The 21,352-nt window shown below is 36.9% G+C and carries 27 protein-coding genes; all 27 read left to right on the forward strand.

Annotated features, from left to right (window positions below; translation table 11 throughout):
- Positions 1-23 precede the first annotated feature (23 nt).
- The 27 genes from IEW94_RS05600 to IEW94_RS05735 all read left to right on the forward strand — a co-directional run bounded on the left by IEW94_RS05600 (position 24) and on the right by IEW94_RS05735 (position 21,078).
- A complete protein-coding gene (locus IEW94_RS05600) occupies positions 24-632 on the forward strand; it encodes a WG repeat-containing protein (RefSeq protein WP_166961709.1) in 609 nt (202 codons plus the stop codon).
- 157 nt (positions 633-789) lie between these two features.
- The gene (locus IEW94_RS05605) at positions 790-1,254 is read left to right on the forward strand and encodes a hypothetical protein (protein ID WP_166961706.1); all 465 of its coding nucleotides are present in this window, start codon (positions 790-792) and stop codon (positions 1,252-1,254) included.
- 26 nt (positions 1,255-1,280) lie between these two features.
- Positions 1,281-1,544 (forward strand): DUF1517 domain-containing protein, encoded by a 264-nt coding sequence (locus tag IEW94_RS05610; RefSeq protein WP_166961703.1) that lies wholly within the window; start codon positions 1,281-1,283, stop codon positions 1,542-1,544.
- 101 nt (positions 1,545-1,645) lie between these two features.
- Entirely contained in the window at positions 1,646-1,861 is a 216-nt protein-coding gene (locus IEW94_RS05615; protein ID WP_166961700.1) for a heavy-metal-associated domain-containing protein, read from the forward strand.
- 22 nt (positions 1,862-1,883) lie between these two features.
- Complete coding sequence (locus tag IEW94_RS05620) at positions 1,884-2,102, forward strand: SHOCT domain-containing protein (RefSeq protein ID WP_166961697.1); 219 nt, start codon at positions 1,884-1,886, stop codon at positions 2,100-2,102.
- 17 nt (positions 2,103-2,119) lie between these two features.
- Positions 2,120-2,395, forward strand: a complete 276-nt coding sequence (locus tag IEW94_RS05625; protein ID WP_166961694.1) for a DUF5676 family membrane protein — start codon at positions 2,120-2,122, stop codon at positions 2,393-2,395.
- A 28-nt stretch (positions 2,396-2,423) separates the two neighbouring features.
- Complete coding sequence (locus IEW94_RS05630) at positions 2,424-3,080, forward strand: AlbA family DNA-binding domain-containing protein (RefSeq protein ID WP_188650823.1); 657 nt, start codon at positions 2,424-2,426, stop codon at positions 3,078-3,080.
- A gap of 233 nt (positions 3,081-3,313) precedes the next feature.
- Positions 3,314-3,922 carry a lycopene cyclase domain-containing protein gene (locus tag IEW94_RS05640; RefSeq protein ID WP_229669465.1) on the forward strand — a complete coding sequence of 203 codons (609 nt, stop codon included), beginning with the start codon at positions 3,314-3,316 and terminating at the stop codon, positions 3,920-3,922.
- Between the two features lie 11 nt (positions 3,923-3,933).
- Positions 3,934-4,407, forward strand: a complete 474-nt coding sequence (locus IEW94_RS05645; protein WP_188650828.1) for a universal stress protein — start codon at positions 3,934-3,936, stop codon at positions 4,405-4,407.
- 88 nt (positions 4,408-4,495) lie between these two features.
- Positions 4,496-5,851, forward strand: a complete 1,356-nt coding sequence (locus IEW94_RS05650) for an NAD(P)/FAD-dependent oxidoreductase (protein ID WP_188651361.1) — start codon at positions 4,496-4,498, stop codon at positions 5,849-5,851.
- Between the two features lie 7 nt (positions 5,852-5,858).
- Positions 5,859-6,872 carry a type II glyceraldehyde-3-phosphate dehydrogenase gene (locus IEW94_RS05655; protein ID WP_188650830.1) on the forward strand — a complete coding sequence of 338 codons (1,014 nt, stop codon included), beginning with the start codon at positions 5,859-5,861 and terminating at the stop codon, positions 6,870-6,872.
- On the forward strand, positions 6,865-7,500 hold the full coding sequence (locus tag IEW94_RS05660; RefSeq protein WP_229669466.1) for a class I SAM-dependent methyltransferase: 636 nt from the start codon (positions 6,865-6,867) through the stop codon (positions 7,498-7,500). Before IEW94_RS05655 ends, IEW94_RS05660 begins: the two co-directional genes overlap by 8 nt.
- 29 nt (positions 7,501-7,529) lie before the next feature.
- Complete coding sequence (locus tag IEW94_RS05665; RefSeq protein ID WP_188650831.1) at positions 7,530-8,591, forward strand: class I fructose-bisphosphate aldolase; 1,062 nt, start codon at positions 7,530-7,532, stop codon at positions 8,589-8,591.
- Between the two features lie 16 nt (positions 8,592-8,607).
- Complete coding sequence (locus IEW94_RS05670) at positions 8,608-9,438, forward strand: universal stress protein (protein ID WP_188650833.1); 831 nt, start codon at positions 8,608-8,610, stop codon at positions 9,436-9,438.
- 2 nt (positions 9,439-9,440) lie between these two features.
- Positions 9,441-10,283: an ATP cone domain-containing protein gene (locus tag IEW94_RS05675; RefSeq protein WP_188650835.1), complete on the forward strand. Its 843-nt coding sequence runs from the start codon at positions 9,441-9,443 to the stop codon at positions 10,281-10,283.
- Between the two features lie 55 nt (positions 10,284-10,338).
- A complete protein-coding gene (locus tag IEW94_RS05680) occupies positions 10,339-10,593 on the forward strand; it encodes a hypothetical protein (RefSeq protein WP_188650837.1) in 255 nt (84 codons plus the stop codon).
- Between the two features lie 111 nt (positions 10,594-10,704).
- Positions 10,705-12,081 carry an MBL fold metallo-hydrolase RNA specificity domain-containing protein gene (locus IEW94_RS05685; RefSeq protein ID WP_188650839.1) on the forward strand — a complete coding sequence of 459 codons (1,377 nt, stop codon included), beginning with the start codon at positions 10,705-10,707 and terminating at the stop codon, positions 12,079-12,081.
- Between the two features lie 29 nt (positions 12,082-12,110).
- A complete protein-coding gene (locus IEW94_RS05690) occupies positions 12,111-13,613 on the forward strand; it encodes a thymidine phosphorylase family protein (protein WP_188650841.1) in 1,503 nt (500 codons plus the stop codon).
- Between the two features lie 10 nt (positions 13,614-13,623).
- Positions 13,624-14,517 carry a ribose-phosphate pyrophosphokinase gene (locus IEW94_RS05695; RefSeq protein ID WP_188650843.1) on the forward strand — a complete coding sequence of 298 codons (894 nt, stop codon included), beginning with the start codon at positions 13,624-13,626 and terminating at the stop codon, positions 14,515-14,517.
- Complete coding sequence (locus IEW94_RS05700; protein ID WP_188650847.1) at positions 14,514-15,164, forward strand: hypothetical protein; 651 nt, start codon at positions 14,514-14,516, stop codon at positions 15,162-15,164. Before IEW94_RS05695 ends, IEW94_RS05700 begins: the two co-directional genes overlap by 4 nt.
- 7 nt (positions 15,165-15,171) lie before the next feature.
- A complete protein-coding gene (locus IEW94_RS05705) occupies positions 15,172-15,465 on the forward strand; it encodes a phosphoribosylpyrophosphate synthetase (protein WP_188650849.1) in 294 nt (97 codons plus the stop codon).
- Between the two features lie 18 nt (positions 15,466-15,483).
- Positions 15,484-17,553, forward strand: coding sequence for a copper-translocating P-type ATPase (locus IEW94_RS05710; RefSeq protein ID WP_188650851.1), 2,070 nt, complete (start codon positions 15,484-15,486; stop codon positions 17,551-17,553).
- A gap of 327 nt (positions 17,554-17,880) precedes the next feature.
- Positions 17,881-18,288: a hypothetical protein gene (locus IEW94_RS05715; protein WP_188650852.1), complete on the forward strand. Its 408-nt coding sequence runs from the start codon at positions 17,881-17,883 to the stop codon at positions 18,286-18,288.
- 97 nt (positions 18,289-18,385) lie between these two features.
- Positions 18,386-19,222 (forward strand): DUF932 domain-containing protein, encoded by an 837-nt coding sequence (locus tag IEW94_RS05720; RefSeq protein WP_188650854.1) that lies wholly within the window; start codon positions 18,386-18,388, stop codon positions 19,220-19,222.
- 775 nt (positions 19,223-19,997) lie between these two features.
- Entirely contained in the window at positions 19,998-20,333 is a 336-nt protein-coding gene (locus IEW94_RS05725; RefSeq protein WP_188650856.1) for a single-stranded DNA-binding protein, read from the forward strand.
- Between the two features lie 78 nt (positions 20,334-20,411).
- Positions 20,412-20,864, forward strand: a complete 453-nt coding sequence (locus IEW94_RS05730; protein WP_188650858.1) for a JAB domain-containing protein — start codon at positions 20,412-20,414, stop codon at positions 20,862-20,864.
- A 16-nt stretch (positions 20,865-20,880) separates the two neighbouring features.
- Complete coding sequence (locus IEW94_RS05735) at positions 20,881-21,078, forward strand: hypothetical protein (RefSeq protein WP_188650860.1); 198 nt, start codon at positions 20,881-20,883, stop codon at positions 21,076-21,078.
- Positions 21,079-21,352: the final 274 nt, after the last annotated feature.

The raw sequence follows: 21,352 nt of genomic DNA on the forward strand, positions 1-21,352 counted from the left end.
TAAAAACTCTAAAACCAAATAAAATGAAAAAACTATTTATTACATTGATGCTACTTCCTCTATTAGGACTTGCACAAACCATAGAAAATATCGATTATATATCACCTTTTCATGATGGAGTAGCTGCCATAAAAAAAGGGAACGAATGGGGTTTTATTGACCTAGATGGTAAAATAATCATTGATTTTCGAGACGATTTGGTACTAACCAAAAATGACGATACTAGCTATCCCATATTTAGTAATGAAAGATGCTTAATTACACTTCAAAAAGAAGGTGTGCACTATTATGGGTATATCGATAAAACTGGTAAAACCATCATTACACCACAATTTTTGAATGCCTCCAATTTTGAAGGTAACAAGGCATTGGCTCTAAAAGTTGAAAAAGAAACCATTGGTTACAACCATATTTTTAAAAAAGATGTTGTTAGCTATCATTATTTCGAAGTGGTCATAGATATGGAAGGGAAACCCATTGAGCATTTAACCCAATTGGCCATTCACGTCTCACCTAAAGATAAGAATGATAAAAACCCACCTATCATATCATCCAGATTGATTTCGGATAAATTAATAGCAATAAAAGGAAGTAACAGCAAATGGCGTATTAAAAAAATTGATCAACAATAAAAACGTACTCAACAGAAAAGAAAAGCTCAAAAATTGAAGATTTTTTAAACCTAAAAATTAATAGCTGATAATCCATTCCCCTCAAAATGGTTATATAGAGTGTTGGGAATGGGTTTATAAAAATTATAATAAATGTTTAACTCAATAAATCAAAAATATGAAAAAACTAGTAATTACTTTATCTGCAATTGGGCTTTTAAGCTTAAGCAGTTGCAACCAGAAAACAGATGTGAAAGCTATGCTTCAAAATTCTGAAACAAGGAGTGAAGTATTCAAGACCATTGCAGAAAACCACAATTTCATGACAGAATTTATGGAGAATATGCAGGGAAGCAATCACATTATGCAAATGATGCAAGAAAACAAAAAAATGATGGGCTCCATGATGCAAGGAGAAGGTATGCAAATGATGATGAAGGACAGTACAATGATGTACTCCATGATGAGGGGAATGATGGGAAATGTAAAAATGATGGGATCCATGATGAAAATAATGAGCGAGAAAGGAATGATGAGTGAAGAATGCATGAATTCTTGTATCAAGATGATGAGTGCCGAAGGAATGGATAAGATGGATGGAATGAATGGGGAAACCAAAGAAGACCATTTAGAACATCACTAATTTATTAACAGTTAAAACCTAAAACAATGAAAAATCACTGGTTATGGATGGTTCTTGGTTGTGGCTTGCCACTCCTGTTCATCTTTTTAGCACCATCATTTGGGATAGGAGACGGTTCTTCTCTCTTCATTTTTATCATTTTTATGTTTGCCTGTCACCTATTTATGCCTCACGGCTCCCATGGTCATGAAGGGCATAACCATTCAGAAAAGCAGAACAATAACAAACAGGGCAAAGAGGCCACTTCTATTGAAACTAAAAAAGAGCATGAAGACCATCTTCATCATTAAAGGATAAAGCTATGAAATGAGCATAAACAAAAAATTGGTCGCAAATACCAATGAAGATATGCGAATTACATAGACCAATAAACGACAATAAATATCTACATATGAAACATAAATTTCAAATTGAGGGCATTGGATGTGCAGGATGCGTTACGAGAGTTAAAAAGGCTTTAGAGGCACATCCAAAAGTTGAAAAAACAGAAATTTTTCTAAATCCTAAAGGAACTACGATCATCACAATGAAAGAAGCCCTTTCAGTTGATGAATTACAAAAGCAACTCAATACACTTGGGGGTTATACGATTACAGAAATAAATTAATAATAACTTAAAATTAAACATTATGCATTTTTACGACGGACATTTTGGAGGTATGCACTTAATATGGTGGATTATATGGATGGTATTCATTGTTTGGATATTCTTTGTCCCTGCCGATATTCCATATCAAAAATCAAAGAAAGAAAGCCCACTGGATATTTTGAAAAAACGCTTTGCAAAAGGTGAAATTTCCAAGGAAGAATTTGAAGAATCTAAAAAGATTTTAAACTCGGATAATTAATTAAAAAACATAAAATTATGTATCGATTAAATGTAAAAAAATTAGGTTTCGCCTTTGGTCTTACAGGAGCAATAATTTATTTGGGCTGTATGATTGTTATGGCTACAACTGGACAAGAAGGAACAATTACCTTTTTCAACAGCCTACTGCACGGTTTGGACACATCCAGTATCATTAGAATGGATGTTCCACTATTAGAAGTGTTAATGGGAATAGTCCAAACTTTTATTCTTTGGTGGTTAATAGGTGCCTGTATAGGAGGTTTTTATAATGCTCAAATAAAAACAAAATAATTTGAAGCTAAAATAAATGATGGTCAAGATGACAAAAAACATTAAAATAATATTGGTTCATGTATTTATTGGGTCCAGTGTTTTTTACTTCCTCATACATCCATTCACCATGGTGGTCTATTGGTTTGAGTTTAGCCATATCCCTTATTCCACAATGGTATTTAAAGATATCCTTCAAGAGCGTTTGCTGGAGTCTTTTACATTTAACATGGTAGGAATGAGTGGTATCCTTGCAACTCTTGGTGCTATTTTGGGGATTTTTTCTGGATTGTTTTGGATTAATTTAACCAAGACCAAAGACCTGCTAAAAAAACAAAAGCACCTTTTAAAACGAGATGTGCAAAAACTAATAGAACTGGGTGAACATGACTGGGTAGAATTTAAATCGTCCATGCGTTATGACTATTTTAAAAAAACACCCAATAGAGAACTGGAGGTTGTCATTGCCAAAACCATTGTAGGCTTTATGAATGCCAAAGGCGGTAAATTGATTGTTGGGGTAGATGATGAAGGCAAGATCCTTGGTCTGGAAAACGATTTTAAGACCCTTAAGCACAAAAACAAGGACGGATTTGAGCGGGAAGTATTCCGCATTATTTCAACCTATATAGACCGTGAAGCATCCTTTGGCAGTCATGTATCGTTTTATGAACTGGATGGAAAGGATATTTGTTTGATTGATTGATGTTGAACCTTACCCCAATCCCGTTTATGTGAATGATGGTAAAAGCACAACCTTTTATGTTAGGGCCGGTAATGCTACCTACCCGCTTTCAGTAAAAGAAACCGTTTCATATTTAAACCTTCAAAAAAAATAAAGTTATGCAATACGTTTGGTTGATATGGTCCTTGATTATTCTTATACTTTGGGCAATTATATATTTGTCTAAAAATGAGGTAAGAAAAATAATGCTCAAAATGAGCTTGATTACAATGCCCTTTGGGCTTACCGAACCTTTGTTTGTGCCAGAGTATTGGTTTCCTCCTTCGTTATTTAATTTGGCGGAAAAAACAGGTTTTGATATTGAAAGCCTAATATTTTCTTTTGCTATAGGAGGCATCGGTACTATACTGTACAATCTTATTTTTAAACGAGACCATACGATCATGAACGATGCAGACAGGAAAGACAAGAGGCATAAATTACATAACTATATTCTTTTTGTACCAATAATAATGTTCATCATCATGGTACTCTTTACATCGCTCAACCACATTTATTGCGGCATTATAGGCTTGTTTAGTGGTGGTTTAGCAACCATTTATTGTAGACCAGATTTAAAAGGAAAGGTATTTGTTGGAGGCATATTGTTTACCATACTTTACTTTATTTATTTTGGAAGTATCCTTGTGTTTTATCCCCAATATGTGGAACTGTATTGGAACTTTAAAAACCTAACTCGTATTCTTGTACTAGGAATCCCCCTTGAAGAATTAATGTTTGCCTTCACTTTTGGAATGTTCTGGTCAGGATTATATGAGCATCTATATTGGAGAAAACTTATAAAGTCAAAAAAGAATAATTAATTTTTAAAATGATGAAAATTTTGTTAGCAACAGATGGTTCAGAATACAGTAAAGTGGCTGTTGAAGAACTTGCGAGAATGCCGTTTCAACTTAATACCGAAGTGCGTATCCTATCGGTTTTTGATAATTCCTTAGCCAGTGCCATGGGGTCGGTACCTATGGGTGGATTGCCCAGTACTTATAATGACGCTATACTTATAGCAAAAGAGGTCTCTGAAAAAAACGTTAAAGATGCGGCCAAGTCATTAAAAAAAGCTAATTCAAAGCTATCCATTACTACAACTGTTGTCCCAGGTTCACCAAAAAATGCCATTCTTGATGAATCAGAAAATTATGGGGCCAATTTAATAGTGGTAGGTTCACATGGCTATGGAGCGTTTTCGCGATTTTTGCTCGGATCGGTTTCGCAAGCCGTATCATTACATGCAAACTGTTCAGTCTTGATAGTAAGAAAACAAGATGTTACTGAGAAAAGAAAACTATAGATACTGTATTGTTTGCTCGAAAAATAATGTTGGGTAATACTATTGAAACCAACGTTGTATTAAAAATAGTAGTATGACAAAAAACCACATGAAAACACATTGTAGTATTTTAGATTCCATTTGTTTACCAGATTCAAAACTGCCTCGGATAGTAATTATTGGAGGAGGTTTTGGAGGTTTGGCATTGGTTGAAAAATTAAAAAATAAAGACGTTCAAGTTGTGCTGTTGGATAAAAACAACTTTCATCAATTTCAGCCTCTATTTTATCAGGTGGCCACTAGTGCCCTTGAGCCCGATAGCATTGCTTTCCCTTTTAGAAAACAAATCAGTGGGTATAAAAACGTGTCTTTTCGATTGGCAAATGTAGTGGAAATCCAACCCTCCTCCAATACCCTTATTACTGATAAAGGTAGTTTAACCTATGATTCCTTGGTCTTGGCAACTGGCACAGAAACCAATTTTTTTGGCCTTGAAAATGTGGAGCGAAACTGTTTGGGGATGAAAGATATTAGAGATTCCCTTAATATTCGCCATATGATGCTGCAAAATCTGGAACAGGCGACAATTACTTGCAATAATGAGGACCGTGATGCCTTAACCAATTTTGTCATTGTTGGCGGGGGGCCTGCAGGAGTAGAAATGGCAGGATCTTTAGCGGAGTTTTGTAAATACATTCTACCAAAGGACTACCCTGAATATCCTGCTTCATTGATGCATATTTATTTGGTAGAGGCATCCAATGAACTATTAGGAACCATGTCAAAAAATGCTTCTTTAAAAACCTTGAAATATTTAAAAAAACTAGGTGTTAAGGTTTTATTGAATGAATCGGTCATTGATTATAATGGTAAGGTTGTCCAAACAAAAAGTGGTAACACCCTTTTGGCAAGAAACCTTATTTGGACAGCAGGTGTTAAAGGCCATTTTCCAAGAGGAATTGATAAAGAGCATATAACAAATGGAAATCGCTTAAAAACGGACGCTTATTTAAAGGTGGAAGGTTATAATAACATATATGCCATAGGAGATATTGCTTCATTGATTTCAAAAGACACTCCGAAAGGACATCCTCAGGTTGCCCAAGTAGCCATCCAACAAGGCAAACATCTTGCCATGACATTGATGAACCTAATTAATAAAAAACCATTAACGCCTTTTAAATATAAAGACAAAGGATCACTGGCAACTGTGGGAAAACGACGTGCAGTAGCAGATTTAGGAAACTTTAAGTTTGCGGGTTACCTTGCTTGGTTACTTTGGTCTATTGTCCATTTAATGTCAATAAGTGGTTTTAGGAATAAGTTGATGGTTGGTTTTAACTGGGCGGTTAGCTATTTCACCTACGAAAAAAGCAATAGGCTTATCATTAGAAATTTTAAACCAAATTTAAACATCGATGAAAGTACAGAAGCAATTTCCAAAAAGGATTTAATACCAAAATAAAATACATATGAAAAACATAGCTGTTATAGGATATGGTGTTATCGGCAAAAGAGTTGCCGATGCCATTAATTTACAAGACGATATGAATATCGTGGGGGTTTGCGATGTTATTAATGATTGGCGCATGCAAAATGCGGTAAGAAAGGGCTATAATATCTATGCAGCCACCACAAATGCTGAAAAGGAAATGAAAAATTCTGGCATTGCAGTAAAAGGGAGTATGCAAGACCTTTTGAAAAAAGTAGATCTTGTAGTGGACTGCACCCCAAAAAATATTGCAGCAAAAAATGTTGAAATCTATAAAACCAAAGGCATCAAGTTTATTGTTCAAGGTGGTGAAAAGCACACAACAACAGGTCATTCGTTTAGTGCAGAAGCTAATTATGAAACGGCCTTAAATCTTGATGCCACTAGAGTGGTCTCTTGCAATACTACTTCGATATTAAGAACCCTTGGCGCATTAAAAAGAGCAGGGCTACTTGATTATGCAAGAGGCACTTTATTGCGACGGGCAACCGACCCGTGGGAAAGCCATTTGGGTGGCATCATGAACACCATGTTGCCCGAAAAAGAAATCCCCTGCCACCAAGGTCCCGATGCACAAAGCGTAGATCCAGATTTAAATGTCATCACATCCGCAGTAAAGGTACCGGAAACGTTGAGCCATATGCATTACTGGAATGTGAAATTAAAAAGGCAAACAACAAAGGAAGAAGTGTTGAACGCATTTAGAAAATCTAGCCGTATTAAACTTATTCGTTATGACCAAGGATTGGTTTCCAACAATACCATCAAGGAGATGTTTCTGGATATGGGAAGGCCATGGGGTGACATGTATGAGGTAGCCCTTTGGGAAGATATGCTAAAGGTGCAGGGTGATGAACTTTTTTATGCCTATGTTGTCGATAACCAAGCCATTGTTATTCCTGAAACCATCGATGCCATACGTGCGCTTTTGGGAATAGAAAAAGATGGTTCAAAATCTATCTTTAAAACAAATCAAAGCTTATCTATTGCATAAAATAACACGAATGGACAAAAATGGAAAAATAAAGAAACGCTACAATAGAATAGCGAAATATTTTGACTCATTTCAAAAGCCAATGGGAACCAGTGGTTTTGATAAATGGCGAAAAGAACTTGTTCAACAGGTAAACGGTAAGACCCTTGAAATTGGGGTTGGTACTGGTAAAAATCTTCCATTATACTCTAAAGATATACGTTTAACAGCTATTGATTTTAGCAAAAACATGCTCGATAAAGCAATGACAAAATACAAGAAGAGCTTATCAAATGTGAATTTTTTAGAAATGGATGTACAAAATATGGATTTTGAGGATGATACCTTCGATACTGTTATTACCAGTTGTGTATTCTGCTCTGTTCCAGACCCCGTTAAGGGACTAAAAGAAATTAAAAGAGTTCTAAAACCAGATGGACAGCTCGTTATGTTAGAACATGTTCGTAGTAATGGTAAAGTACTAGGCACACTAATGGACTGGTTCAATTTTATACCACTAATTATCATGGGTGCTAACATTAACCGTAAAACCAAACAGAATCTAATAAAAGCTGGGTTCGTTAATATTAAGGAGACCTATCTATGGAAGGATATTGTAAAATACTTCTATGTAAAAAATGAAAAATGAATATTGTAAAGCAAAATAAATAACGAATTATGGATACATATGAAAACATAATACAAAACCTAGGAAACAAAGCTGATTTTTACCTAAATCACGTTTGTGAAAAAATAACAAAAGATGAATTGCAAACCCCTAGCAAGACCTGTTTTGAAAAGGTATTTGAAAATAGTAACAGAAATCCACAGGTGTTAAGGAGTCTTGCACAGTTGTACAACCACGGAAATCTAGGAGGCACTGGCTATTTAAGTATCCTTCCAGTTGATCAAGGTGTTGAACATAGTGCAGCCTTTTCATTCTATAAAAATCCAGACTACTTTGACCCAGAGAACATCATAAAACTCGCTATTGAAGCAGGCTGCAATGGTGTGGCATCTACATTTGGCGTTTTGGGACTGAACGCCCGAAAATATGCCCATAAAATCCCGTTCATCGTTAAGATTAACCACAATGAACTTCTTACCTATCCCAATAAATACGACCAAACGCTTTTTGGAAAAGTGAAAAATGCCTGGGATATGGGGGCGGTTGCCGTTGGTGCCACCATTTATTTTGGTTCAAAGGAAAGCAACCGACAACTAAAGGAAATAGCTGAAGCTTTTGAAGAAGCCCACAATTTAGGAATGGCAACCATTTTATGGTGCTACCTTAGAAATGATGCCTTTAAAACAGAAAAGGAAGATTTTCACGCATCAGCCGATTTAACAGGGCAAGCCAATCATTTGGGAGTTACCATTCAGGCAGATATCATCAAACAAAAACTTCCAACAAATAATTTCGGATTTAAAAATATCGGTTTCGGAAAATATGATGATGCCTTGTATGGAACCCTTACCACAGACCATCCTATTGACTTGTGTAGATTACAAGTAGCAAATTGTTATATGGGTAAGATTGGGTTGATCAATTCGGGTGGTGGTTCAAAAGGTGCTTCCGATTTAGTAGAAGCCATTACCACTGCTGTTATCAATAAACGTGCTGGAGGTTCCGGTTTGATAATGGGAAGAAAAGCATTTCAAAAACCTTTTGGTGAAGGAGTAAAATTATTACAATTCGTTCAAAGAGTTTATATGGATGATAAAATTGACATTGCATAACCCACAAAATTAAAAAATGAAAAATATACTCGTACCCACCGATTTCTCTGAAAACTGCAGTAAAGCGGCACAACTTGGTATAGAAATGGCCAAGTTATATAATTCAGAAATTCACTTTTTGCACCTTATGAAAACCCCTGTAGATTGGGTCAAGTTAGACAAACTAAAGGAAAAACGCTATCCCGAAACCGTAAAACAAATAGGCATTGCCAAAGCCAAATTGCGCGAGTTGGAAATAGAAGCTGAACACAACAGGCTTAAATGCCTTACTTTTCTTCAATTTGATTCAGGACAAAAAGACATTTTGGAACATTCAGGACATTTTCATCACGATTTTATTATTACAGGTAGTAGCGGAACCAAGGGTATAATCAGAGAGATTACTGGTAGTAATGTTGAAGAAATCGTAAGGAAGGCTAACGCTCCTGTAATTGTGGTAAAAGATGAAGATATAACCTTCCCATTCAAGAATATTGTATTTGTTTCAGATTTCAAGGAAGATATAAGCACGGCTTTTATTCAAGTGATATCCATTGCCAAAAAGTGTCATGCCCGCATCCATTTGTTACGAATAAATACCGAAGTAGATTTCAACAGTATAGAACTTGGTTTAAACCCAATAGAACAATTATTGAAGAAGTTCCCGGAAATAAAAAATTACTCAATGTCCGTTTATAATGATCCTTCTGTAGAAACCGGCATCAATACTTTTATTAAGCAGACCCCTATTGATTTAATAGCAATGGCCACCCATGGAAAAACCGGGTTTTTAAGTTTGTTTTCAAAAAGTATCGCTGAAGGCGTAACCAACCATTCAACATTGCCCGTAATGACTATACATATCTAAAAATGGAAAACTCAATTAAAATAGTAAAATACTCTGGTGACATTGTTGAATTCAATGTTGAAAAACTAATCAATTCATTAAGGCGCTCCCAGGCAAGTGAAGAATTGATCCAGCAAATAGTTGAGCAAGTTAAAGGCCAATTATATGACGGAATTACCACCAAAAAAATCTATCAAATGGCATTTAAGATGCTAAAGGGTAAATCAAGGGTAAGTGCATCAAGATATAAACTAAAAAAAGCCATTATGGAACTAGGTCCCACAGGGTTTCCTTTTGAGAAATTTGTAGGCAAAATTCTGGGATACGAAGGATTTCAAACAAAAGTCGGTGTCATTGTACAAGGCCATTGCGTACAACACGAAGTGGACGTAGCTGCCTTAAAAGATAATAGGCACTATATGATAGAATGTAAATACCACAGCGACCAAGGTAGGTTTTGTAATGTAAAAATCCCACTTTATATCCAGTCTAGATTTCTGGATGTAGAGAAACAATGGGAAAAGCAACCAGGGCATGAAACCAAGTTTCACCAAGGTTGGGTATATACCAATACACGCTTTACAACAGATGCCATTCAATATGGAACCTGTATGGGCTTGGGACTTGTAAGTTGGAATTATCCAATAAACAATAGTCTTAAATACAGAATAGACCAATCTGGCCTACATCCATTAACGGCCTTAACAACCCTTACAAAAGCCGAAAAAAGCAGATTATTGGACAAGGGTATTGTACTCTGCAAAGAGCTTCACGAAAACCCTGATTTATTAGAAAAAATTGGGGTGCCAAAATCAAGACACAAAAATATTCTCGAAGACTCAGAAGAATTATGCAGGTCACATTAAAATAACTGCGTAGAACAATAAAACAAACATTCATAAATATTAAAAAAACATACAAATGAAAACAGAAGAATTGCAAAAACAGAACAACATAGATTTAGAGCCATTTTACCAAGCATTGGAAGACGACCCAAAACTACTCGAAGAAGCTCTTGAAATATTGCTGGGGATGATAAACTTCGAACCACAATCCGTAAAGAAGTTCGCGCTACTTATTAAAGAAGATTCCCGCAATCTCTATAATGAAATAGTCGAATTGTACAAATCGAACCAAGAAAAAGGAGATTCGCCTTCCTGTTGTGGGGGACACTAAAATGTGGTCAATAAAAACCTTAACGACTTGGTTGCGACCAATGAAGAAATAGGTCTATCCATATCTTCATTGAAGCAAAAAAAGGGTTTTGGGATATTAAAAATAAAAAAGATGAAAAACAATAAAATAAACATCCATTTTTTAGGAGCCGCTGGCACGGTAACCGGATCAAAATATTTGGTGGACACAGGAGAAAACAAAATATTGATAGACTGTGGTCTTTTTCAAGGTCTTAAAGAACTGCGCCTAAAAAACTGGGAATATCCGCCCGTTAAAGTTTCTGAAATTGATATGGTATTGCTTACCCACGGCCATATGGACCACACGGGATATCTACCAAGGTTGATAAAGCAAGGATTTAATGGCCCTATTTATGGTACCAATCCCACTTTGGATATTGCCAAAATCATTTTGAATGACAGTGCAAAAATCCAGGAACAGGAAGCCGAACGTGCCAATAAGGAAGGCTATTCAAAACACAGTCCGGCAGAACCGCTTTACGATTTAAAGGATGTGGAAAGAACCATTCCTCATTTTAAGGCAATTCCCCAATCCCAATGGGTCCCAATGTTCGACGGTATCAAGGCTCGTTTTCAGTATAACGGACACATTTTGGGTGCTACTTTCATAGAATTGGATGTACACGGAAAACGCTTTGTTTTTTCAGGTGATATTGGTAGGATAAACGACTTATTATTGTACCCGCCACTCAAACCAGAAAAAGCCGATGTGCTTTTCATAGAATCGACCTATGGCGGCAGATTGCATCCCGATGAGATAGAAGCTATTCCACAAATAGAAAAATTGGTCAATGAAACTATCAACCGAGGTGGCAGCCTATTTGTCCCAAGTTTTTCGGTGGAACGTGCCCAACTGATGATGTTGATTTTCTGGAGATTGCTCAAGGAAAACAAAATTCCTAGAATTCCAATGATTATGGACAGCCCTATGGGTGCTAATGTATTAGAGCTATTCCACAGTACCAGAGATTGGCACAAATTAGAAGCCCACGAATGCGATGAAATGTGTTCTTATTTCACAGTGGTGAGCAGTTACAGGGAGACCATGGAATTGAGAACGGACAACAAGCCTAAAATAGTCATTGCAGGCAGCGGAATGCTCACGGGAGGCAGAATGCTCAACTATCTCGAAACACAGGCACAAAACCCTAACAATACCTTACTGTTTGTTGGTTATCAAGCCGAAGGAACACGTGGAAGAAAATTATTGGAAGGCGAGAAGGATTTAAAGGTTTATGGGAAATATGTACCTTTTAAAATGCAGGTTTCTGAAATTGAAGGGCTTTCGGCACACGCTGACCATACCGAACTACTGGATTGGTTGAGTGAAATACAAGATAAGCCTGAAAGAATATTCATCATTCACGGTGAGAAAGAAGGGGCTGAAGCCTTACAAAAAGGTATTAAAGAAACCTATGGTTGGGATGCTGAAATACCACAACTATACAGTATAGAATCAATAAAGTAGTTAAGTAAATCTGAAAAATAAAAACAACTGTGGAGCAACACTCAAATATTCTAAAATACAAGAACCTTGGTATTTACACACAAAATGAGAACGTTGTGTACATGAGGGAAGATTGCCATGTGTGTATTTCAGAAGGCTTTGAAGCCCTTACAAGAATAAGGGTTTCTAAGGCAATGTATTCCATCGTGGCAAGCCTCAACGTTATAAATTCAGATATTCTATTGCCCAATGAGATTGGTCTATCGGATGCAGCTGCAAAAAAACTTAGGGTTTCTGAAAATGACACCCTATACATTTCCCATCTGGAGCCCATAGAATCCTTAAGCCACGTAAGAGCAAAAATTTATAATCAAAAGCTAAATTATAGTGCTTATAAAGAAATCATAACCGATATCGTAGAAGGCGATTATTCCAATATACATCTATCTGCATTCATTACGGCATGTGCAGGTGACCGAATGGATATTGATGAAATATCCAATCTCACAAAGGCAATGATTGCTTCAGGAAAGCAATTGAATTGGAACAAAAAAATCGTGGTCGATAAGCATTGCATTGGAGGATTACCCGGCAATCGAACAACACCTTTGATAGTGGCCATAGTAGCTGCCTACGGTCTAACGATGCCAAAAACATCTTCAAGGGCCATCACTTCCCCGGCCGGAACCGCAGACACCATGGAAGTAATGACCAATGTGACCCTTTCTTCTGAAGAAATTAAAACTGTAGTCGAAAAAGAAGGGGGCTGTTTTGTCTGGGGTGGGACCGCGCAATTAAGCCCTGCTGATGATGTGCTCATAAAAATTGAAAAAGCCTTAGATATTGACAGTGAGGGCCAACTTATCGCTTCGGTGTTATCAAAAAAAGCTGCAGCTGGTTCAACCCATGTGGTCATTGATATTCCTGTGGGCGAAACCGCAAAGGTTCGTAGTATGGAAATGGCTCAAAAATTAAAAAACCATATAGAAACCGTTGGAACTGCTGTGGGACTGCATATAAAGGTCGTCATTACAGATGGTACGCAACCAGTCGGCAGAGGTATTGGACCATCTTTGGAAGCCTTTGATATTTTAAGTGTGCTAAAAAATGAAGATAATGCACCCAGAGATCTTAAAGAAAGAGTGTTGTTATTAGCAGGTGAGTTATTGGAGCTATCAGGAAAGGTTATGAAAGGAAAAGGTGCCGCTACAGCCAAACAGCTTTTGGAATCTGGAAAAGCCTTCGAAAAGTTTCTCGCTATCTGCAGAGCACAAGGCCGTTTTACCAATCCCGTATTGGCTCCATATAAAGTTGAAATTAAAGCAAAAAGATCCGGTACAGTGCAACTTATCAATAATAGAAAGATTGCAAAACTTGCAAAACTTTCCGGGGCACCCCAATCAAAATCTGCGGGTATTTTATTGAATGTCCATTTAGGGGATAAAGTTGACCAAGACCAATTATTATATACGGTGTTTGCAGAATCCCAAGGTGAATTGCATTATGCCTTGGAATATGAAAATAACCACAACGATATATTAACCTTAGTATAAATTAGAGAAAATGAAAACCATTTTATTCAGCTTGCCGGGAAATGAAGAGCAAACAAATCTATTGGCAAAAAAAATGAATGCCGAAATTGGTGAAGCTACCTTACGCAAATTCCCAGACGGAGAATCATACACCCGCATTCTTTCAGATGTAAAAAACAAATGTGTAGTTTTAGTCTGTACATTACACGATCCTGATGAAAAATTATTGCCACTCTATTTTTTAGGACAGACGGCAAAGTCTTTAGGTGCGATGTGCACTTGTTTAGTCGCTCCTTATTTAGCGTATATGCGTCAGGACAAGGTATTCAATAAAGGCGAAGGTGTTACCTCTTCGTTCTTTGGAAAATTAATCTCGGGATTCGCTGATAGCATTACAACCATCGATCCTCACCTACACAGAATAAGTGCTTTGGGAGAAGTCTATCATATTCCCAATAAAGTTATCCACGCAGCAGATGATATTTCAAAATGGATAAAGGAAAACATTGAGAACCCCGTTCTTATTGGTCCCGATTCTGAAAGTGAGCAATGGGTTTCCGAAGTGGCCAAAAAAGCAGGTACACCTTTTACAGTATTGCAAAAAATACGACACGGAGACCGTAATGTGGAAGTTTCAATCCCCGATGTAGAAAAATATAAAAATGCCACACCTATTTTGGTAGATGATATTATCTCAACCGCCCATACCATGATTGAAACCGTGCAACATTTAAAAAAGGCTGGGATGAAGCCGCCTATTTGCATAGGCATTCATGCGGTATTTTCAGGAAATGCCTATCAGGATTTATTAGATTCCGGGGCAGAAAAAATTGTAACTTGTAACACTATTCCGCACCCATCCAACTCCATAGATTTAAGCGATGTTATCGCTAAAGAAGTTAAAGAGTTAATGAACCATAAATGATGAAATTATATCCCATAATAGCCTTATTGCTCTTTGGTATTTCATTAAATGCTCAAAATGAAATGCTCATAGAGCAGTTGTCCGATAGATTTGTTTTACGTAAAAATTTTGATGAAAATGGTAATTTTCTGAACAAACAAACCTTTAATGTCGGAAAACTAAAGAAAAGAAATGGTTATTATGAAATTGACGTGGTGACTGAACTGTTTGATAAAAACAAAAAATCTACTGATAAATATACAACGACCTACCGATGTAAACCTGAAGAGTCAACTATAATGATAATGGTGTTCCCGTTTTCAAACCCGAAATCCAAAGAAACGGAAATAAACACCAACTCCAAAAACTTCAAAGAACTCTATGATTTTAATAACATTGAAGATATTGAACTGGAAATAAACTTTAATTCCGGATTATTAAATTTCTTTGGTTCTAAAAGCATCATAAAGATTTATGATAGAAAATTGAAATCTTTAGGAAACAATACAAACATTCAATCCAAAATAAACGTAAAAGCTTATACCTTGGGAATTCGCATTAAACAACTCAATTACACAGTCAACGAAAAACTAAATGGTAAGGGTTTATTGACCTTTCAGAAATTTACAGAGGAAGATAAAAGTTATTTTACAATAACATATAAATAAAGAAAAGATGAAAAATTACGACACCCTTTCGGAAGCAATAAACGATTTACAGGCAAACGGTTATACTTATAATTTTAACCTTAAACCAAAATGTTTAGAATGTGCTTCCCTAAAACTTCAAATCAGCCCTGAAGATTTTGATGTAGATAAAACCTATCGTTTTGAAGGAATGAGCAGTACAGATGACAACAGTATTCTTTATGCCATCTCTTCCAAAAATGGGATTAAAGGGCTTCTGGTGGATGCTTATGGAGTATATGCCGAAAACATTTCAGAAACAATGAGAAAAAAATTACGATAATACTTAAATAATAATCTAATGGAAAATCATGAACATCACAAAAATAAAGAAATGGATCATTCAAAGATGAAACACAAAAAAGAAGACCATTCTAAAATGAATCATGACCATGGAGCCATTCCCATGGGTATTGCAGGGCATGACCATCATAAAATGATGATAGCAGATTTTAGAAAACGCTTTTGGGTCACATTAATCCTAACTTTTCCTATCCTATTCTTTTCACCGATGATTCAGCAATTCTTTGGATATGAAATTTTGCTTCCAGGTAATCCATATATACTATTCGCCCTTTCAAGCATTGTTTATTTCTACGGGGGCTGGCCATTCCTTAAAGGGTTCTGGTCAGAGGTAAAAAAAGGAGCTCCTGGAATGATGACCTTAATAGCCATGGCAATAAGCGTTGCTTATTTTTATAGTTCTGCCACTGTTTTTGGCCTAAAAGGGGTTGATTTTTTCTGGGAACTTGCCACTCTTATCGCTATTATGTTGGTAGGCCATTGGATAGAAATGAAAAGTGTCCTAGGAGCTTCTAATGCATTACAATTATTGGTCAGTATGATGCCATCTGAAGCCCATAGGGTAAAAGGAGATGCTATTGAAGATATTAAATTAGAGAATTTATTGAAAGATGATATCATTCTAATAAAGCCGGGGGAAAAAGTTCCTGCAGATGGTATTATCGTGGAAGGTACTAGCTACTTAAATGAATCTATGCTTACAGGAGAATCCAAGCCTGTAAAAAAGGAAGCAAAAGACAAAGTTATTGGTGGTTCTGTAAATGGCAATAGTACTTTAAAAGTTAAGGTAGAACATACTGGTAAAGACAGCTATCTTAATAAGGTAATCAAAATGGTGGAGGATGCACAGAAAACTAAATCTAAAATGCAGAACCTTTCCGATAGAGCCGCAAAATGGTTGACATATATCGCTTTGGCTATTGGTTTTGGGACATTGGCGGTTTGGTTATTATTGGGATTTCCGTTTGTATATGCCTTGGAAAGAATGGTTACGGTTATGGTCATTGCCTGTCCCCACGCTTTAGGTCTGGCTATTCCTTTAGTAGTAGCCATTTCAACAGCAGTTTCGGCTCAAAACGGGTTGCTCATTCGCAATAGAACGGCCTTTGAAGAATCTCGTAAAATATCGGCAATACTTTTTGATAAAACGGGAACACTGACCAAAGGGGATTTTGGCGTTACTAGAATTGAATCAGTAGACAAACAGTATACTACTGACGAAATCTTGCGACTGGCAAGTGCTTTAGAACAAAGCTCGGAGCATCCTATTGCTGTTGGTATTATTAAAAAAGTAAAAGAAACCAATGTTTCCATCCCAAATCCAGAAAATTTTAATGCCATCACAGGAAAAGGTGTTGAAGCAAAAGTTGAAGGCAAACAAGTAAAAGTGGTTAGTCCTGGCTATTTAAGAGATGAGAAAATTACTATTCCTAAAGATGCTTATAGTGATGCTTCCGAAACCGTAGTATTCGTTTTAATTGATGGGAAATTGGCAGGTTACATTGCTCTTGCCGATGAAATAAGACCAGAATCCGCCAACGCCATTAAAGTGTTTAAAAAGAATAATATCAAAGTATTTATGGCAACCGGCGACAACGAAAAAACGGCCAAAGCCGTGAGCGAAAAACTTGGACTGGATGGTTATTATGCCGAAGTATTACCGCATCAAAAAGTAGAAATTGTGCAAGAATTACAAAGTGAGGGCGAATTTGTCGCCATGACGGGTGATGGTGTTAATGATGCTCCCGCATTGGCACAGGCTAATGTTGGTGTTGCAGTAGGTTCTGGTTCCGATATTGCTGCCGAAACAGCGGATATTATTTTGGTTAACAGCAACCCACAGGATATTGCCAACTTAATCCTATTTGGAAAAGCCACCTATAATAAAATGATTCAAAATTTAATTTGGGCAACAGGTTATAACGTTGTGGCCATTCCACTTGCAGCTGGAGTATTATATTCTTCAGGGTTTGTTTTGGGACCAGCTATAGGAGCCGTATTTATGAGTTTAAGTACCGTTATTGTAGCAATTAATGCACAATTATTAAAGCGAAAAATTGAAAAATAATAATTAGAAAAGAAAAGCTCAACAGGATTTTTTATCTTATTTAGTTTAGATTTTAAACTTTCTAGCTTTTAAACAAGCCTATTGAAAGCCATGAAATGTAAATTGTTGACATTATTAGGTTAATTTCTATAAAAAAAATATTGAGGTAGAGAGTATTCATACAATATTACCGAAATATAAACGTCGCAAAATATTTCTCGGAAAAGGGACGGCATAAAGCCAACGCTTCTTCCCTCGCCTATTTATATTCCGTTTCCTTTCCACTCTAAAATTTTGTCTTCCGTTTGGGTTTTGCTCAAATATTGTTTAATTAAAAAATTTCTAATTATGGAAACAAAAGTAAAATCAAACGGAACAGCAAAAAAGGACAATGCAACCGTTAAAAAGGAAGTTCAAAAAAAGTTGACAGATGAAGCTGTTGGAAAAACTGTGGTCCAAGAAAAGACCAGAACGGTAGAGAAACCTACAATCAATTTGGATGATCGGATTCAAAAGTTTGAAAAGTTGAGAGGCTTGGCCACACAACGTGAACGGCTAACGGAAACCTTGAACGAACTTACCAAGTTCAATTACAATCAGGACGGTTCCAGTTCTTTTCACATTAGGGATTCCCGTAATCTGGAATTCAAGACCACCAATTCCAATCTGATCAAGTTGGTAACCTCACATTTGCAATCCACGTTGGAACACCGCAAATCAGAGATTGAAGAACAGATTGTACAATTCGAACTTTAATGAAGCTAATGTCTTCAAATCTGAAAGCCTGCTCGCAAGAGTGGGCTTTCTTTTTTTTAATCATATCTGTCACTGGACAGGTCTAAAATCAAATATTATGTATTTAAATCGTTTACCACAAGATGATATTTTCGTTTCAAGTGAAATGAAATCGCTAAAAAGCATTACCGGTATGGAGACTCGAAAGGGACTTGAAAATGCCATAATTTCCAATGGGAAGATTGTTAATGTGGTCTCGAACAGTTATGGCCACATTCCAAATGAACTGTTTTTCAAAAAAGCTGAACAGCTATTGATGGATGCCAATCTGAAATACCACAAACGCACCATTAACAGAAATGACAGGTCCTTTATTACTGACTTTGTAATCGAGGATGGAAACCAATTCTCGTTAAAGAATGGACTGGATAAGATACTGCCAATGCTCCGTTTCAAGAATTCCTATGATGGAAGCGAAAAAACTTCCGGACATTTTGGATTTTATAGGGAGATATGCACAAATGGACTGCATGTTGCCCAAGCAGAAATAGCATTTTCGATAAAGCACAGCAAGAACAATACTGATTTAATAATGCCGAGATTGAACTTGCTATTTGAGAAGTTTCTGAATAATGAGTACTACGAAATCACAAAAAAGTTCAGGGAAATGGAAGAAATCGAACTTATCGATACCAAGGCATTCGTAAAGGACATCTTGGAAAAAACGAAATTGTTCCGCTATGAATGCAGTGACAAGAACGATGACCCTTCAAAAAAATCCAGGGAATTATTGGATATGATAGCCGAGGAAGGTCACCATTATCACCCAACGCCTACATTGTGGGATGGTTATAACGCCTTTAACTGGATGCTTCACAATACCTTGAAAAAAACCTTTTCTAGGCAGGAAAGATTGGATAAAGTATTGTTTGATGAAATATTTGCATTGGTTTAAAGACAAATTGCAAAGGGTTTCTCCAGTACCTAACCCAAACTGGAGTTTTAATGATATTATTGGCATACTGATCCGTTTAGCACATTTCCCTACATTTCGTTGCTCTGCATTTCGGAAAAAGAGCTGCACTCTAAAAAAAGTCTTGGACACAATCCCCGTTTTTGGCTTTACATTCGACTACCCCACCCGCTATGCTGGGAAGGATAGCCTGTCTTGGGCACAGCCAAGGGGCTGCATTCCCAAGCCAAAAACGTGAACCGAGTCCGCTTGCCATCGGAAAGTCAAAGCCTCAATTTTCTTAACAGAATTCCCGGCAAAGCCTTCTTTGGCCTTTGCTCGGTAATCCTTAAAAACCAAACCTTTGCCTTAATTATTTTAAGGGGTTTATAATGGATGAAGCCTGTATTGTTTTTCGGGACAGCGAAAAACAGGCATGGCATAATCAATTCTAATATAACCACATTTGCTATTCTCGCTTAACTGTCTGTACGCTCAGGTCGCAAATGAGCTTAAAAGAATTGCTAATGCCCTTGTGGAACTTGTCAAGACTGTACGAGTTTTAGTCAAAAATAAGGTTTCTACATCCTTGAAAACCTTGCCTGCCGGCAGGCAGGTTTTGCTACGTCGCAGACACTCCCCATTTGTTGCCTAAAAGTCTTGACAAAACCCACTTCATCCATGGTGCCCTGCACGAAAGAAATCAAACAAACACCCCTTAAAATTTAATTCAGTTTGAATCTAAAAGGGAAATTATTAATCTTTTAAATCTTTAATTATGAGTACTATTAAAAATCATGTACAGTTAATTGGAAACGTTGGACAGGAACCAACCATTACGAACCTTGAAAGTGGCAAGAAAGTAGCCCGTCTTTCATTGGCTACCAACGAAAACTACAAGGACAGTAAAGGCGAAAGGCAAACGGACACCAACTGGCACACCGTTGTTGCTTGGGGCAAGACTGCCGACATCATCGAAAAATACGCAGAAAAAGGCAAGGAAATCGCTGTGGTCGGAAAACTAAAGACCCGTTCCTACACTGCCAATGACGGTAACCAACGCTATGTTACTGAAGTAGTAGCCGATGAAATCCTGCTATTGGGCAGTAAGTAAAAAACAAAGAGGGCACAAATACCAGTTTTCAATTAGTGCGTGCCCTCTTTTTTCATTATTAATCTTAAGAGAAAAACAATGACTAAAGACAAAGTTAACGAAATAAAAATCAGTTACAAAGAAAAAAGAACCCTATCAAAATCCCCTGCCATCAAAAGTTCTGCCGATGCAGCACAACTGCTTTTTGAACATTGGGACAAGGACACCATAGGACTGCACGAAACCTTCAAGGTGCTGTTATTGAACAACTCCAATAAAGTGAAAGGGGTTTATGAGCTGTCAAAAGGTGGCATCACTGGAACACTGGTCGATATACGCATTTTATTTGCGGTCGTATTGAAGTCCGTCTCTGTAGCCATGATTTTATCGCACTGCCACCCCAGTGGAAAATTGATGCCCAGTGAAGCCGACAAAAAGCTCACCGAAAAAATCAAGAAAGCGGCTGCTTTTTTTGACGTGAACGTGTTGGACCATATCATTGTTGTGCCTTGTGGTGGGTACTACAGTTTTGCTGATGAAGGTATTTTATAATTAAAAACCCACGATTATGATCTATTTGAATTATAACAACCTCGATGACGAAACCCAACAACGTTTGATTTCCATGTCCAAAAAAGAAGTCGAAAGACGTTTTGGGGAGCAATTAAGGAACTATGCCAGGGAACACTATGTAAATTACCAAACCCTGTTGGAAGAGGAAGCGATACGAAATCTATACAATTATAAGTATGTTTTCAATATCTGAACAGCAAAACGAACCAATCAAGCCCATATATTATGATGGGCTTTTTTTATGCGTAATCCTTTGAAATCAGTATCTTTATAACATTAGGCAATAACATTTTTTGGTCATTACCAATCCTATTCCGATAGCTATCTGGATGGGTGATTTGACTTTCCTGTAATGACCAATCCATAAATTAAAAATAAGGCATCCGACCAAGGTTGGATGTCTGAAAATTTTTGTCCCTGGCGGGACGAAAATCGAAGAGCAAGAGGGTAACACGCAGAGCGGTGTT

This window comes from Yeosuana aromativorans (genome assembly GCF_014646655.1).
Taxonomy (GTDB): domain Bacteria; phylum Bacteroidota; class Bacteroidia; order Flavobacteriales; family Flavobacteriaceae; genus Yeosuana; species Yeosuana aromativorans.

Bases quoted from the DNA above. Each gene is read 5' to 3' on its own strand.
- IEW94_RS05705 (WP_188650849.1), top strand. From the start codon at position 15,172: ATGAAAAATTACGACACCCTTTCGGAAGCAATAAACGATTTACAGGCA.
- IEW94_RS05665 (WP_188650831.1), top strand. From the start codon at position 7,530: ATGGATACATATGAAAACATAATACAAAACCTAGGAAACAAAGCTGAT.
- IEW94_RS05720 (WP_188650854.1), top strand. From the start codon at position 18,386: ATGTATTTAAATCGTTTACCACAAGATGATATTTTCGTTTCAAGTGAA.
- IEW94_RS05685 (WP_188650839.1), top strand. From the start codon at position 10,705: ATGAAAAACAATAAAATAAACATCCATTTTTTAGGAGCCGCTGGCACG.
- IEW94_RS05650 (WP_188651361.1), top strand. From the start codon at position 4,496: ATGAAAACACATTGTAGTATTTTAGATTCCATTTGTTTACCAGATTCA.
- IEW94_RS05670 (WP_188650833.1), top strand. From the start codon at position 8,608: ATGAAAAATATACTCGTACCCACCGATTTCTCTGAAAACTGCAGTAAA.
- IEW94_RS05640 (WP_229669465.1), top strand. From the start codon at position 3,314: ATGAGCTTGATTACAATGCCCTTTGGGCTTACCGAACCTTTGTTTGTG.
- IEW94_RS05655 (WP_188650830.1), top strand. From the start codon at position 5,859: ATGAAAAACATAGCTGTTATAGGATATGGTGTTATCGGCAAAAGAGTT.
- IEW94_RS05600 (WP_166961709.1), top strand. From the start codon at position 24: ATGAAAAAACTATTTATTACATTGATGCTACTTCCTCTATTAGGACTT.
- IEW94_RS05680 (WP_188650837.1), top strand. From the start codon at position 10,339: ATGAAAACAGAAGAATTGCAAAAACAGAACAACATAGATTTAGAGCCA.
- IEW94_RS05730 (WP_188650858.1), top strand. From the start codon at position 20,412: ATGACTAAAGACAAAGTTAACGAAATAAAAATCAGTTACAAAGAAAAA.
- IEW94_RS05625 (WP_166961694.1), top strand. From the start codon at position 2,120: ATGTATCGATTAAATGTAAAAAAATTAGGTTTCGCCTTTGGTCTTACA.
- IEW94_RS05695 (WP_188650843.1), top strand. From the start codon at position 13,624: ATGAAAACCATTTTATTCAGCTTGCCGGGAAATGAAGAGCAAACAAAT.
- IEW94_RS05645 (WP_188650828.1), top strand. From the start codon at position 3,934: ATGAAAATTTTGTTAGCAACAGATGGTTCAGAATACAGTAAAGTGGCT.
- IEW94_RS05710 (WP_188650851.1), top strand. From the start codon at position 15,484: ATGGAAAATCATGAACATCACAAAAATAAAGAAATGGATCATTCAAAG.
- IEW94_RS05735 (WP_188650860.1), top strand. From the start codon at position 20,881: ATGATCTATTTGAATTATAACAACCTCGATGACGAAACCCAACAACGT.
- IEW94_RS05725 (WP_188650856.1), top strand. From the start codon at position 19,998: ATGAGTACTATTAAAAATCATGTACAGTTAATTGGAAACGTTGGACAG.
- IEW94_RS05620 (WP_166961697.1), top strand. From the start codon at position 1,884: ATGCATTTTTACGACGGACATTTTGGAGGTATGCACTTAATATGGTGG.
- IEW94_RS05605 (WP_166961706.1), top strand. From the start codon at position 790: ATGAAAAAACTAGTAATTACTTTATCTGCAATTGGGCTTTTAAGCTTA.
- IEW94_RS05715 (WP_188650852.1), top strand. From the start codon at position 17,881: ATGGAAACAAAAGTAAAATCAAACGGAACAGCAAAAAAGGACAATGCA.
- IEW94_RS05675 (WP_188650835.1), top strand. From the start codon at position 9,441: ATGGAAAACTCAATTAAAATAGTAAAATACTCTGGTGACATTGTTGAA.
- IEW94_RS05610 (WP_166961703.1), top strand. From the start codon at position 1,281: ATGAAAAATCACTGGTTATGGATGGTTCTTGGTTGTGGCTTGCCACTC.
- IEW94_RS05615 (WP_166961700.1), top strand. From the start codon at position 1,646: ATGAAACATAAATTTCAAATTGAGGGCATTGGATGTGCAGGATGCGTT.
- IEW94_RS05700 (WP_188650847.1), top strand. From the start codon at position 14,514: ATGATGAAATTATATCCCATAATAGCCTTATTGCTCTTTGGTATTTCA.
- IEW94_RS05630 (WP_188650823.1), top strand. From the start codon at position 2,424: ATGACAAAAAACATTAAAATAATATTGGTTCATGTATTTATTGGGTCC.